Annotated in this window: 15 protein-coding genes and 1 pseudogene; all 16 read left to right on the top strand. The window is 31.5% G+C overall.

Annotation, left to right across the window (positions count from 1 at the left end):
* Window positions 1-114: 114 nt before the first annotated feature.
* Window positions 115-264, top strand: a pseudogene (locus CLLI_RS11520) (FliG C-terminal domain-containing protein); the annotation flags it as partial.
* Window positions 248-1,021, top strand: coding sequence for a FliH/SctL family protein (locus CLLI_RS11515; protein WP_106064359.1), 774 nt, complete (start codon window positions 248-250; stop codon window positions 1,019-1,021). The pseudogene CLLI_RS11520 and the gene CLLI_RS11515, both read left to right, overlap by 17 nt.
* A 10-nt stretch (window positions 1,022-1,031) precedes the next feature.
* On the top strand, window positions 1,032-2,339 hold the full coding sequence (gene fliI, locus CLLI_RS11510) for a flagellar protein export ATPase FliI (protein ID WP_106064358.1): 1,308 nt from the start codon (window positions 1,032-1,034) through the stop codon (window positions 2,337-2,339).
* Between the two features lie 51 nt (window positions 2,340-2,390).
* Window positions 2,391-2,831 carry a flagellar export protein FliJ gene (gene fliJ, locus CLLI_RS11505; RefSeq protein ID WP_106064357.1) on the top strand — a complete coding sequence of 147 codons (441 nt, stop codon included), beginning with the start codon at window positions 2,391-2,393 and terminating at the stop codon, window positions 2,829-2,831.
* A gap of 14 nt (window positions 2,832-2,845) precedes the next feature.
* Window positions 2,846-4,288: a flagellar hook-length control protein FliK gene (locus tag CLLI_RS11500; RefSeq protein ID WP_106064356.1), complete on the top strand. Its 1,443-nt coding sequence runs from the start codon at window positions 2,846-2,848 to the stop codon at window positions 4,286-4,288.
* Between the two features lie 11 nt (window positions 4,289-4,299).
* Window positions 4,300-4,881: a flagellar hook assembly protein FlgD gene (locus CLLI_RS11495; RefSeq protein ID WP_106064355.1), complete on the top strand. Its 582-nt coding sequence runs from the start codon at window positions 4,300-4,302 to the stop codon at window positions 4,879-4,881.
* A gap of 35 nt (window positions 4,882-4,916) precedes the next feature.
* Window positions 4,917-5,312: a TIGR02530 family flagellar biosynthesis protein gene (locus tag CLLI_RS11490; protein ID WP_106064354.1), complete on the top strand. Its 396-nt coding sequence runs from the start codon at window positions 4,917-4,919 to the stop codon at window positions 5,310-5,312.
* Window positions 5,313-5,393: 81 nt separating this feature from the next.
* Window positions 5,394-6,338 (top strand): flagellar hook-basal body complex protein, encoded by a 945-nt coding sequence (locus tag CLLI_RS11485; RefSeq protein WP_106064353.1) that lies wholly within the window; start codon window positions 5,394-5,396, stop codon window positions 6,336-6,338.
* 225 nt (window positions 6,339-6,563) lie between these two features.
* On the top strand, window positions 6,564-6,773 hold the full coding sequence (locus CLLI_RS11480) for a flagellar FlbD family protein (protein WP_106064352.1): 210 nt from the start codon (window positions 6,564-6,566) through the stop codon (window positions 6,771-6,773).
* Window positions 6,770-7,600, top strand: coding sequence for a motility protein A (locus CLLI_RS11475; protein WP_106064351.1), 831 nt, complete (start codon window positions 6,770-6,772; stop codon window positions 7,598-7,600). The genes CLLI_RS11480 and CLLI_RS11475 overlap by 4 nt, the downstream gene beginning before the upstream one ends.
* Complete coding sequence (locus CLLI_RS11470) at window positions 7,593-8,342, top strand: flagellar motor protein MotB (RefSeq protein ID WP_106064350.1); 750 nt, start codon at window positions 7,593-7,595, stop codon at window positions 8,340-8,342. Before CLLI_RS11475 ends, CLLI_RS11470 begins: the two co-directional genes overlap by 8 nt.
* Entirely contained in the window at window positions 8,339-8,866 is a 528-nt protein-coding gene (locus CLLI_RS11465; protein WP_106064349.1) for a flagellar basal body-associated FliL family protein, read from the top strand. The genes CLLI_RS11470 and CLLI_RS11465 overlap by 4 nt, the downstream gene beginning before the upstream one ends.
* A 20-nt stretch (window positions 8,867-8,886) precedes the next feature.
* Window positions 8,887-9,264 carry a flagellar biosynthetic protein FliO gene (fliO, locus tag CLLI_RS11460; RefSeq protein ID WP_106064348.1) on the top strand — a complete coding sequence of 126 codons (378 nt, stop codon included), beginning with the start codon at window positions 8,887-8,889 and terminating at the stop codon, window positions 9,262-9,264.
* Window positions 9,254-10,033 (top strand): flagellar type III secretion system pore protein FliP, encoded by a 780-nt coding sequence (gene fliP / locus CLLI_RS11455; protein WP_106064360.1) that lies wholly within the window; start codon window positions 9,254-9,256, stop codon window positions 10,031-10,033. Before fliO ends, fliP begins: the two co-directional genes overlap by 11 nt.
* Before the next feature lie 9 nt (window positions 10,034-10,042).
* Entirely contained in the window at window positions 10,043-10,312 is a 270-nt protein-coding gene (fliQ, locus tag CLLI_RS11450; RefSeq protein WP_106064347.1) for a flagellar biosynthesis protein FliQ, read from the top strand.
* Between the two features lie 43 nt (window positions 10,313-10,355).
* Entirely contained in the window at window positions 10,356-12,179 is a 1,824-nt protein-coding gene (locus CLLI_RS11445) for a fused FliR family export protein/FlhB family type III secretion system protein (protein WP_106064346.1), read from the top strand.
* The last annotated feature ends 140 nt before the right edge of the window (window positions 12,180-12,319 follow it).

Here is a 12,319-nt window from a genome sequence, read left to right as displayed (position 1 = left end):
ATCCTCAATTAAAATAGTCTAGCTATAGGTGATAAAACTAATCCACAGCGTCTTATGATAATTATAGTAAAAATCTTTAAGAAAGGAAAAGTATAATGAATTTTTACTATATGTTCATTATACAAGGATATGGAATTCTTAGGACCAGTAAGGCTCATGGATGTTGAAAAGGCTCAAATGAAAATTGTTAGTATTATTAGAAGACTTGATGAGGCTGCAGAAATAGTAATATCAAGAGGTGGAGAAGATGCAATCATTGTATAGTGTGATAAAAAACACCAGCATAGTTAAGACAGGAAAGAAAGAAATAGTTACAGAATACATTCCACCAGAGGCAGAAGAAATTAAAATACAAAAGGAAGTAAATGCTAAAGGATCCTTCGATAGTTATGAAAATCTGGCAAGAACTATGCTTGAAAATTCAAGGAAACAGGGAGAAGATATTTTATCAAAAGCCTATGAAGAAGCCGAGAAGATAGAAAGTGAAGCTTATCCTAATGCATATAAAAAGGGCTATGAAGAAGGAAAAGAAAAAGGATACAATGATGCATATGAAACAGCTTATAAAAGCAATTTAGAAAAAGCAGAAAAAGAGGGACAATCTTTAATAAAGGAAGCTCAGAAAACTTCTGAAGATATTGTCAAAGACGCAAAAGAAGAATATGCAAAATATTTAGAAGATAAGAAGGAAGAATTAAAAAAACTTGTAGAAAACATTGTAGGAAACATTCTTAAAAGGGAAATTAAAGATAGTGACAGTTTAAATAATATGATAATAGAGGCAATTAATGAAGAAAAAAATTCTAAGACAATAATTATACGATGCAGAAGTCTATATAAAGAAGAAATAACCTCCAACATAAGTTCATGGAGGGAGAAAAATGTGTTCAAAGGTGATGTGTTTGTAATAGCAGATGATTCTTTAGAGGAAGGCAGCGCTATTATAGAAAAAGACAATGGGAAAATTGTAATCAGCATGGAATTTGTTTTAGAAAAAGTAAAGGAAATACTCAATTTATAGGGGTGTACTAATGGAATTTATGGATTTTGAGAATATTCATAAGAAAGTAAATGAATGTAACTTTTATTATAAAGAAGGAATAGTTAAAAAGGTTATAGGACTAACCATAGAAGTAGAGGGAATAAAGGCTTTTATAGGGGAAGTATGCACTATTTATAATGAAAAAAATAATATTATAAGCTGTGAAGTAGTAGGATTTAAAGAAAATGATGTAATATTAATGCCTCTTGGAGAATTGATTGGTATATCACCAGGATGCAGAGTAGTTCCCACAGGTAAACCACTTAATGTTAAATGCTCCGATGAGCTCTTTGGCAAAGTAATAGATGGTCTAGGCAGACCTTTAGAAGGAGAGGAATTAAAATCAGGAAGTTCATATCCTTTAGATAGAGAACCTCCCAATCCTCTAAAAAGAAGAAGAATAAAAGATATTATACCAACAGGTGTAAGAGCAATTGATGGATTTTTAACCTGTGGTGAAGGTCAAAGAATTGGAATATTTGCAGGTAGTGGTGTAGGTAAAAGTACTACTTTGGGCATGATTGCAAAATATGCAGAAGCTGATGTAAATGTAATATGCTTAATTGGAGAAAGAGGAAGAGAAGTACGAGATTTTATAGAACGAGACTTGGGAGAAGAGGGCATGAAAAGGAGTATAGTAGTTTGTGCTACCTCTGATAAACCTGCCCTGGTAAGACTTAAAGGTGCATTTACTGCTACAGCTATAGCAGAATATTTTAGAGACAAAGGAAAAAAAGTTATATTGATGATGGATTCAGTAACAAGATTTGCAATGGCTCAAAGAGAAATTGGACTAGCTATAGGGGAACCACCTGCTACTAAAGGGTACACACCTTCAGTATTTGCTATGCTGCCTAGGCTTATGGAAAGAGCAGGTATGTCTGATAAAGGCTCTATAACAGCTTTTTATACAGTATTAGTAGATGGTGATGATTTCAATGAGCCTATAGCAGATGCAGTTAGAGGTATATTAGATGGACATATAGTTCTATCCCGTGCTTTAGCTGCTAAAAATCATTATCCTGCTATAGATGTATTGGGTAGTATTAGCAGACTTATGTCTGAAATAGTGGATAAGGATCATAAAGAGGCCGCCTCCTATGCTAGAGATTTAATTGCTACTTTTAAGGATTCTGAAGACCTAATAAATATAGGTGCCTATGTTAAAGGAAGCAATAAGAAAGTGGATTTATCAATAGATTACATAGACAAAATAAATGCATTCTTAAAACAAGGGGTAGATGAACATATAAGTTTTCATGATACAGTTAAATGGTTAGAGGATATATTTAAATAAACTGTCAACTGTCAATTGTCAATTGTCAACTGAATATAGTGGGGTGACTCAATGAAAGGTTATAAATTTAGGCTTCAAAAACTTCTGGATATAAGAATAGACATAGAAGAAGAATATAAAAGAAAATTTCAACAAGCCCAATCAATAAAAGAAGAAGTGGAAAATAGGTTAGATTCCTTAAAAACTAACTATGATAAATATAATACTGTAAACTCAAAGGATTCTATAATAGATAGAAAGATTAAGAATCAATACCTAATAGCTTTAAACTCTTCTATAGAAAGTACTGCATCGGAACTAAGGGATAAAGAAGAAGCTGTTGAAGAAGTCCGGTTAGATTTAACACAAAAACAAATAGAAAGAAAGACAGTAGAGCATTTAAAAGAAAAATCTTTACAAAGCTTTATAAAAGAACAAAATCTTATTGAGCAAAAGGCCAATGATGAATTTGCACTATATGGATTTATAAGAAATATTAATAAGAAATCTTGAAAGGAGGTGAAATAATGGATAATACTATAGGAATAATACCAGGAGTTAATTCTTTTAACAGTAGTACTACTAAAAAAGCAAGCATTGCTAATGATGGGGATGGAAAGTTTACTAAGCTGCTTAAAAATGCTTCCTCTAAAAAAACTAAAGAAATTCCAAATTCAAAAATAAAGGGAGAAGAGGTAAAGGAAGTCAACATACCATCTAATGAGAATAATGATGGAAACAAAATGAAATCAATAAAGGATATCCAAAAGATAAAATCTCTATTAAAGAAATCTGGTTTTTCTGAGGATGATTTAAAGAAAGTAAAGATTGATGATATGGATAAATTATTATCTCTTTCCATAAAGGACATTAATTTAAATGATTTAAATATAAGTGAACTGATTTCTCTTCTTCAATATTTAGTAAATACTAATGTAAACAATGAAAATGAAGAAAAGTTATCAGATAATATTAGCGAATTAATAGAGAACACAATAAATAGTTCTTCATTAGACTTAATAAACGGGAAAGTAGACTCAAGTGAATTACTAAATAAAATAAAAGTAGGAGTTAATTCTCTTTTCAATGATGAAATAAAGGGTACAGAAAATGCTCCTTTGATGAAGGATTTATTAAATTCCATAGAAGATAAATTAGGAAGTATGTTAGGGGAAAATATAGATCAGAATAATACTCTTCCCAAAGAAGATATGATAACCGCTATTAAAAATGAAATAATAAAAAATATTAATGGAGAAGAAAAAGATTTAAAAGCAGATACTGCTGCAGAAGGGCAATATAAGGCTCCAATAGATAATGTAGATAATGCTGACAGTAGCATTAATTATATACTCAAGGATAAACATAGTGATAATCACAGCAATGAAGAATCTGCAGGGGACACTTATGGGGAAGAGAAGATTTTAAAAAGTATTAGTGGAGATGACAAAAAAGATAAGTTTTCAAAAGCAGTAAATTTTATTAATCAATTCAATTCCTTGAATAAGACACAGGATGTAGACTTAACTCCTGTGGAGAAATTAGTGGTGAATAAAGATAATATGGTGTCCGATATTGTTAAAGCCGTAAAATATATGGAAGTAAACAATACAAAAAATTTAACTGTAAAAATAAATCCAAAGGAATTAGGTGAAATGGTTATAAACATAACCATGGAAAATGGAAAAATGAAGGCAAATATCACTGCAAACAATAAAGAAGCCTTTAATCTGCTAAATGCTAATGCATCAGATATAAATGATAAACTTCAAAATAGCAATATAAAGATTGAAAATTTTTCATTAAATCTATATGAGGATACTACTTTTTTTAAGGATAAAGAAGGAAAAGGAGAAGAAAGTAAATATCATCAAAAAAATAGGAGTAAAGAAAATAGAATAGATGGAGCAGAGGATATAGTGGAAAGCAATGTAAGTGAAGATTTAAGTAATTTAAATATTTTTGCCTAGGAGGTGTAACTATGCCTGATAATACATCCATAATTCAAAAAACTAATAATATTAATGCTTCTACTAGAACCAATAGGGGAACCACAATAACTAAGCCAGGCCAGGAAATGGATAAAAATGTTTTCTTAAGGATTTTATCTGCAGAACTTGCCAATCAGGATCCTACTAATGCCAAGGATGGTACAGAGTATGTAGCTCAGATGGCTCAATTTGCAGCATTAGAGCAAATGACTAATTTAAATAGCAGTATGAGATTTATTGGAGCCTCCTCATTAATAGGAAAAGTTGTAATGGTGAATAAAGCAGATGAAAATGGTAATCCGTATTTTGGAAAAGTTTCAGGAGTTTCAAAAGATGGAAGCATAATTAAGATAAATGTTGCCGTAGGAGAAGAAAAGGACGAAAATGGAAGCTTAGTGCCAATAATAAAACAATTTAGCATAGATGATATTCTTGAAGTTATTAATATGCCTGAAGAGAATAATACTCCAGCAGATGGTGGAGATAGCGGTGATAATGGAGATAGTGTAAATAGTGGAGAAAATTCAGAGAAAGCAGCGAATTCACATAAGGAAAACAATGTAAGTGTATAAACCAGTATTTAGTATGGAAGTGGGTTAGAGTAACCATGGGATATAGAGTTATCAATGGTAAAATACAATTTATTGGAGACTTTCAAAATTATTATAATTCAGGTAATAAGAAAACAGTTAATAAGAAAGAATCCACGAATTTTGATAGCATTTTAAAAAATAAAATAGATAAAAAAGAAAGCTTTATTATATCTAATCATGCTTTAGAAAGGCTAAAAGAAAGAAATATAGTATTCAATGAACAGGACATGAAAAAGATTAATGAAGGTATAAATAAAGCTGGACAAAAGGGATGCAAGGATAGCGTAATACTATATAAAGACACTGCTCTTGTAACCAGTATAAAAAATAGAACTATTATAACTGCACTTTCTAAAAATGGAAGTGAAGGAAATGTATTTACTAACATAGATAGTTTAATAATTTTATAGGCAGGACCTAAATTAGGATGCCTAGTTCTGTGGAAGGATTGAAACAGAGCATGAATTTAAAAAAATTGGAGGGTTAAATATATGTTAAGGTCAATGTACTCAGGAATCAGTGGACTTAGGGCCAATCAGACAAAGTTAGATGTTATAGGAAATAACATAGCCAATGTGGGAACTACGGCTTTTAAATCACAAAGGGTAAGATTTCAAGATATGTTAAGTCAAAGTATGAAAGAAGGTACTGGGGCTGGAAATACAGTAGGAGGAACTAATCCAAGCCAAGTTGGTTTAGGTACACAGATAGCAGGAATTGATACTACAGTTACCCAAGGCAATATGCAGCCTACCAGCAATAATTTAGATTTTGCTATAGACGGAGATGGATATTTTGTTGTTGAAAGGGGACCAGTTTCAGGCACTGGGGCATCAACTTATTTTACGAGAGATGGCTCTTTTACACTAGATGAGTTTGGACAGCTTTTAACTTCAGATGGTTATAGAGTTATGGGTTATCAGATAGATGGATCTACAATAGATTATAGTAAAGGCGCTCCAAAAATTGACAAAGCTAAAAATGTAAATGATACAACCCCAGTTGTTGCTACTAGTACAAAAGTACCATTAGCAATTCCAGATGAGGTTGGTGGACAGAAGGTAAAGAGTTTTTCCGTGGATAAAAATGGACTTATAAATGCAACTTTAGCAGATAATAATGTGGTTGCATTAGGACAAATTGCAATGGTATCTTTTAAAAATCCAGCGGGACTCCTAAAGGAAGGAAAAAATCTTTATTCAGTATCACCAAATTCAGGCGGAGCACTATTTAGAGATGGTGTAGGTACGGATCCAAAAACAAGCAATGAAAAGAGCTTTGGAGATATAAATCAAGGAATGCTTGAAATGTCAAATGTTGACTTAGCAGAACAGTTTACAGAAATGATAGTAGCCAGCAGAGCTTTCCAAGCCAATGGAAAGATGATAACCACTGGAGATGAAATACTTCAGGAATTGGTTAACTTGAAGAGATAACTAATTAGGTAAGAGGTAAGAACTAAGAGGTAAGAGTTAATAGATAAGAACTAAGAGTGAAGAGTGAAGAGTGAGGGAAGCTATTTTTAACTTCGTTAAAAATAGCTGATAATTAAATAGTTATTTTTTCTTAATTCTTATTAAGAAAAAACTTCATATATTCTTCACTATTCACTATTACCTATTAACTATTCACTTTTAACTAAATTAATGGGGGGTGAGAGAGTGATTGAGCTTACGGGATTAGACAAGAAAAAGTTTGTATTAAATGCTGAACATATAGAAAAGTTAGAATCGGTACCAGAGAGTGTTATTACTTTAACAAATGGCAAAAAGTACCTTGTAATGGAACCAATAGATGTTATAATAGATAAGGTTTTATGCTATAAAAGGAGAATTTTTACAATGAATATACAGGAGGCAGCTAAAAAATGAAACGAAGAGACGTATTGACAGCTATAGGTGTTATTGTCGGTTTCCTCATGATGGGTTGGTCAATGGCCATGGTAAATTTAACAGAATATGATGTAGGACAGCTAAAGCTTTTCTGGGATTTAGCATCTGTAATTATAACTATAGGCGGATCTCTATGTGCTATGTTAGTTCACTATCCTGCTGATCAATTTAGAAAAATAATGAAAATAATAGCCCAGGCCTTTAGAGAAAGTGAAAAATCAAGCATTGATATTATAAATCAATTTATTAGTTTATCTAAGAAGGCTAGAAAAGAAGGACTTTTGTCATTAGAAGATGAAATAAATTCAATTGATGATGAGTACTTAAAAAAGGGTTTACAAATGGTAGTAGATGGCATAGAGCCAGAGACAATTACAGATATTATGGAGCTTGAAATTTCTGAAATGGAAAGAAGACATAAATTAGGAGTTGATATGCTCAAGGCATGGGGTGCCTATGCACCGGCTTTTGGTATGGCAGGAACCCTTATAGGGCTTATTCAAATGCTAGGAAACCTTACAGATTCAAGCCAGATAGCAGGAGGTATGGCAAAGGCTTTGATTACTACTTTCTATGGATCATTAATGGCCAATCTTGTATTTAACCCTATGGCAGCCAATTTAGCATTAAAAAGTGAGCAGGAAGTAGATATAAAGGAAATGATGCTGGAGGGAATAATAGCTATCCAGTCAGGAGTAAATCCAAGAATTGTAGAGGAAAAATTAATTTCTTATTTATCACCAGAGGATAGGAAAAAATTTCTTGCTACTTCAGTAGAAGGTGAAGGGGTGTCAGAAAATGGCTAGAAGAAAAAGGAGAAGCGGTGGCAGCACTGATGGCGGACCTAGTGGTAATGAGTGGATGAATACCTATGCTGATACTATGACTCTACTTTTAACTTTTTTTATTTTGCTATACTCCTTCTCCAGTGTAGATGCTCAAAAGTTTCAACAAGTAGCTAGTGCTTTTCAAAGTGTTCTATCAGGTAATTCAGGGGAAACTATTTTTGATTTTAATATGAAAAATGGAGATGTACCTTTAGTTGGAGAAACAACAAAAATGGGAACTGCCACAGGTGGTAGAGAAAATGAACTCTATGACAAAGTAAGGGATTATGTAGAAAAAAATAAATTACAGGATTCTGTAAAAATCAAGAATGATAGTAAAGGTGTAATTCTTGAGTTAAATAACAGTATTCTTTTTGAAACAGGTCAGTCCCAAATAAAAAGTAATAGTATACCAATACTTGACAAGCTAAACAGTCTTATAGCTAGTTTTCCTAATAGTATAATTGTAGAGGGTCATACAGATAATGTTCCTATTAAAAATTATCAATATGATTCCAATTGGGAACTTTCTACTGCTAGAGCTGTTAATGTTTTGAGATATTTTGTAGAAGTTAAAAATCAAAACCCTGCTAGATTTACTGCAGCAGGTTATGGAGAGTTTAAGCCAATTTACCCTAATGATACAGAGGAACATAGAGCTAAAAATAGAAGGGTTAACATAGTAATAGTTTCTATAGAAAGGGAGACTGGGAAAAAATGAGCGAAAAAAATATAGAAAACAAAAAAAACAATAAATTAAAAGCGATTATTATCATATTACTAGCATTGATAGTAGTTGGCGGAGGGGCTTTTGGAGGTTACATGCTATTCTCAGGCAAAAAACCAAAGACTCCAGCAAATCAAATGTCTCCAGCTAATACGCAGCAGGCAAATAATCAACAAGCAAACAATGTCAGTGTGAATAATGGTGGTAATGGTAATGTTTCTACTTATACCTATGATATGGGAGAATTTTTGCTTAACCTGTCTGATGAGAATGAAAAAAGATTTTTAAAGGCAACAATATCTTTAGGATATGAAAATAAAAAACTTACAAAGGAGCTGGATTCTAAAAAACCAGCTATTAAAGATACAATTAATAGTGTAATTAGATCCAAAAAGGCAAAGGATTTCAGCACTAAAGGCACTGAAGACATAAAGGCGGAAATATTAAATAAAATAAATCCGATGTTTAAAAATGGCAGATGTGATAGTATTTATTTTCAGGAAATATTAGTTCAGTAATAATGAGGAGAAAATGAAGCATGGGAAATGATTTACAATTTGTCATTACCTTTTTGAAGATTATTGCATTTTTGCCATTTATAATTTTACTTATATATATATGTATCAAATATGGAGGGGGAAAGCTTCAAGATATTCAAAAGGGAAAGTATATGAAGATTATGGATAGGCTTCCCTTATCCAAGGAAAACTCCCTTTTAGTTGTAAAAATTGGAGATAAAGCATATGTAATATCTTCAACTCATGAAAATGTGCAAATTATGTTAGAGCTTACTAGCGAAGATATAATAAAAATTGAATCTTCCAAAGAAATACCACAGTACCATAGTTTAAAAGAATTATATGAAAAACTTAGAAATAAAAAGGAAGATAAACATGAAGATAAATATGAAGAATAAAAAAGGAACAATATTTTTTTTAGTAATTTTCACGGTTACCATAATTGGATTAGTATTATCAGAAAGTAAGGTTAGTGCAGCCCCGGCAAATATACCCATACCTAATGTAAATATATCAGTAGATAATGCTGGAACTCCACAAAACTATGTAGATAATATAAAACTTTTAATAGTACTTACTATACTTACCTTGTTGCCTTCTTTTATAATGATGATGACAAGTTTTGTAAGAATTATAGTTGTTTTTGGATTTTTGAGAAATGCTGTAGGAACTCAGCAATCACCACCTAATCAAGTGCTTATTGGACTAGCTTTATTTTTAACTTTTTTCATAATGAAACCTGTGTATAGCGATATTAATACAAATGCTATACAGCCATTTTTGCAGAATAAGATAACTCAGGAAGAAGCTATGGATAAAGGAGCTAAGCCCTTAAGAAAATTTATGCTAAAGCAGACTAGACAAAAGGATTTAAAATTATTTATGGAAGTGTCAAAAGTAGGAGATAACGTAACAAAGGATAATGTGCCTTTATACATAGTAGTACCTGCTTTTATAACAAGCGAATTAAAGACTGCTTTTGAAATAGGATTTTTATTATACATACCGTTTTTAATAATAGACTTAGTTGTAGCTAGTGTTTTAATGTCTATGGGTATGTTTATGCTGCCGCCAGTACTAGTGTCATTACCTTTTAAACTATTATTATTCGTTATGGTAGATGGATGGTATCTATTGGTAAAATCCTTAGTTATAAGTTTTAAATGAGGTGATTAAATGAGTGAAAATATGGTAATTGGAGTGATTAAAGAGGCAATAAGTACCGGCCTGTTAATATCAGCACCAATACTTATTGTATCTATTTTAGTTGGGTTAGTGGTAAGTATTTTTCAAGCTACTACCCAAATTCAGGAGCAAACTTTAACTTTTGTGCCTAAGCTTATTGCAATAGCATTAGTAGGTTTGCTAACGGGAAGCTGGATGCTTCATAAGTTAGTAAATTTTACCGAAGGCATATTTGCAATGATAGCAAATATCATACAGTGAAATACTTTTACTTATATTATTAAATAAGAAGTAGGTGTTATCTTTGGTAGATGTGGCATTTTTTACAGCAATAATTCTGGTATTTTTAAGACTAATAGCTTTTTACATAGTAACACCTGTGTTTTTTCCAAAAGGAACACCGGCTATGGTGAAAATTGGATTTGCTTTGATTTTAGCCTATATAATAGTACCAGGTATTGATTATACAGCAATTGTAAATATAAATGGTATTTTCCCTTTTATAGGCAGCTGTATAAGTGAGTTAATTACAGGTTTAACTTTAGGATTTATTACAGAATTGTGTTTTATGGCCGTAAAAGTTGGAGGAAATCTAATGGACCTTCAAATAGGCTTTTCCATGATATCAATGTTTGACCCAAATTCAAATAGTAATTCTACATTATTAGAAATGCTACTTTATTGGATTAGTTTGATATTGTTTTTTATTGTGGATGGACATCATATGCTTATTTTACAGTTGATTGATAGTTTTAAAGTAGTTAATATAGGAAAATTTATTTTATCACAGGGCACAGTTGGTACTATAGTTCAAGTTTTTATAGAATTTTTCAGTATTGGATTGAAAATAGCAATACCCATTGTATTGATAATTATAATTACGGATTTAACTTTAGGTCTTGTAGCAAGATCTGTACCTCAATTAAATGTAATGATATTAGGGTTACCTATAAAGACACTTATTGGACTCACAACTTTTGCTTTTGCTTTACCTATATTTTTTAATCTTATATCAAAGGCTTTTTCACTTCTGCCAGAAGCATTTAAAGGTGTTTATAACACAATACCACTTATTATGATTTTTGCCTCTGACGATAAAACTGAGGAAGCAACACCTTATAAATTAAGTGAAGCAAAAAAAAAGGGCCAGGTTGCTAAAAGTAAGGAAGTTAATTTAGCCATAACCCTTCTTGCATCTACTTTGGTTTTAAATGCATTGGGTTCCTATGGGTTTAACGCTTTGAAGGATACTATGATAAGTTTTTTAAATAACTTTTTAAATACTGAATTAAATTATGAAAATGTTTTTCATATAGCTGTAACAGTGGTATGGAGACTTGCCGTTGTAATATTGCCAATGGTAATTCCTATAATGATTATGGGCATCTTTGGAAACTTCCTTCAAACAGGTTTTATTTTAACAAAGGAACCTTTGAAACCAGATTTTAAGAAATTAAATCCTATAAATGGATTGAAAAGAATGTTTTCCGTTAGAACTGTAGTGGAATTAATAAAAGATATTTCATTGGTAACTGTAGTTGGATATGTAGGATATAAATTTTTAAAGGACAATTATGCTGCCATAATCAATTTAAGTAACCTAAGATTTCCTATTCTAGCAGAGACCTTTGGAGGTTTTGTTGTAAATATTTTCTTTAGGATAACCTTGGTAATGGTGGCTATAGCTTTAGTAGATTTTATATTTCAAAGAAGACAATTTAAAAAGGATATGAGGATGACCAAGGAAGAAATAAAAGAAGAATTCAAACAGATGGAAGGAGATCCTCAGGTTAAAGGAAAGATAAGGCAAAAGCAAAGGGAAATGTCTACGAGAAGAATGATGCAAAGTGTACCAGATGCTACAGTAGTTATTACTAATCCAACACATTTTGCAGTGGCATTAAGATATAAAGAAGGTATTGACTCTGCTCCCAGAGTAGTAGCAAAAGGTGCGGATTATATAGCTATAAAGATTAAGGAAAAAGCAAGAGAAAGCAATGTACCTATAGTTGAAAATAAACCTTTAGCTAGACTTATATATGATGAAGTAGAATTGGATTCAGAAATACCAGTAGATATGTATCAAGCTGTAGCAGAAATTTTAGCAATAGTAATGAAACTTAAATAATTTTATTATCAAATAGTGTATTCGAAAAACAATAATTAACAATTACTAGGGGTTGTAATAAAAGTGCTTATTTGGATAGAAAAACATTATGAATTTAATTTACTGTATGACAAAAAGGCTTTTAGACACACAATTTTAAA

The sequence above is a fragment of the Clostridium liquoris genome, assembly GCF_002995785.1.
GTDB classification, from domain to species: Bacteria; Bacillota; Clostridia; order Clostridiales; family Clostridiaceae; genus Clostridium_AO; species Clostridium_AO liquoris.
This window is presented reverse-complemented; position numbering and strand designations above follow the sequence as displayed.

Bases quoted from the DNA above. Each gene is read 5' to 3' on its own strand.
- fliI (WP_106064358.1), top strand. From the start codon at position 1,032: ATGGAATTTATGGATTTTGAGAATATTCATAAGAAAGTAAATGAATGT.
- fliP (WP_106064360.1), top strand. From the start codon at position 9,254: ATGAAGAATAAAAAAGGAACAATATTTTTTTTAGTAATTTTCACGGTT.
- CLLI_RS11495 (WP_106064355.1), top strand. From the start codon at position 4,300: ATGCCTGATAATACATCCATAATTCAAAAAACTAATAATATTAATGCT.
- CLLI_RS11465 (WP_106064349.1), top strand. From the start codon at position 8,339: ATGAGCGAAAAAAATATAGAAAACAAAAAAAACAATAAATTAAAAGCG.
- CLLI_RS11515 (WP_106064359.1), top strand. From the start codon at position 248: ATGCAATCATTGTATAGTGTGATAAAAAACACCAGCATAGTTAAGACA.
- CLLI_RS11470 (WP_106064350.1), top strand. From the start codon at position 7,593: ATGGCTAGAAGAAAAAGGAGAAGCGGTGGCAGCACTGATGGCGGACCT.
- CLLI_RS11500 (WP_106064356.1), top strand. From the start codon at position 2,846: ATGGATAATACTATAGGAATAATACCAGGAGTTAATTCTTTTAACAGT.
- fliO (WP_106064348.1), top strand. From the start codon at position 8,887: ATGGGAAATGATTTACAATTTGTCATTACCTTTTTGAAGATTATTGCA.
- fliJ (WP_106064357.1), top strand. From the start codon at position 2,391: ATGAAAGGTTATAAATTTAGGCTTCAAAAACTTCTGGATATAAGAATA.
- CLLI_RS11475 (WP_106064351.1), top strand. From the start codon at position 6,770: ATGAAACGAAGAGACGTATTGACAGCTATAGGTGTTATTGTCGGTTTC.
- CLLI_RS11485 (WP_106064353.1), top strand. From the start codon at position 5,394: ATGTTAAGGTCAATGTACTCAGGAATCAGTGGACTTAGGGCCAATCAG.
- fliQ (WP_106064347.1), top strand. From the start codon at position 10,043: ATGAGTGAAAATATGGTAATTGGAGTGATTAAAGAGGCAATAAGTACC.
- CLLI_RS11490 (WP_106064354.1), top strand. From the start codon at position 4,917: ATGGGATATAGAGTTATCAATGGTAAAATACAATTTATTGGAGACTTT.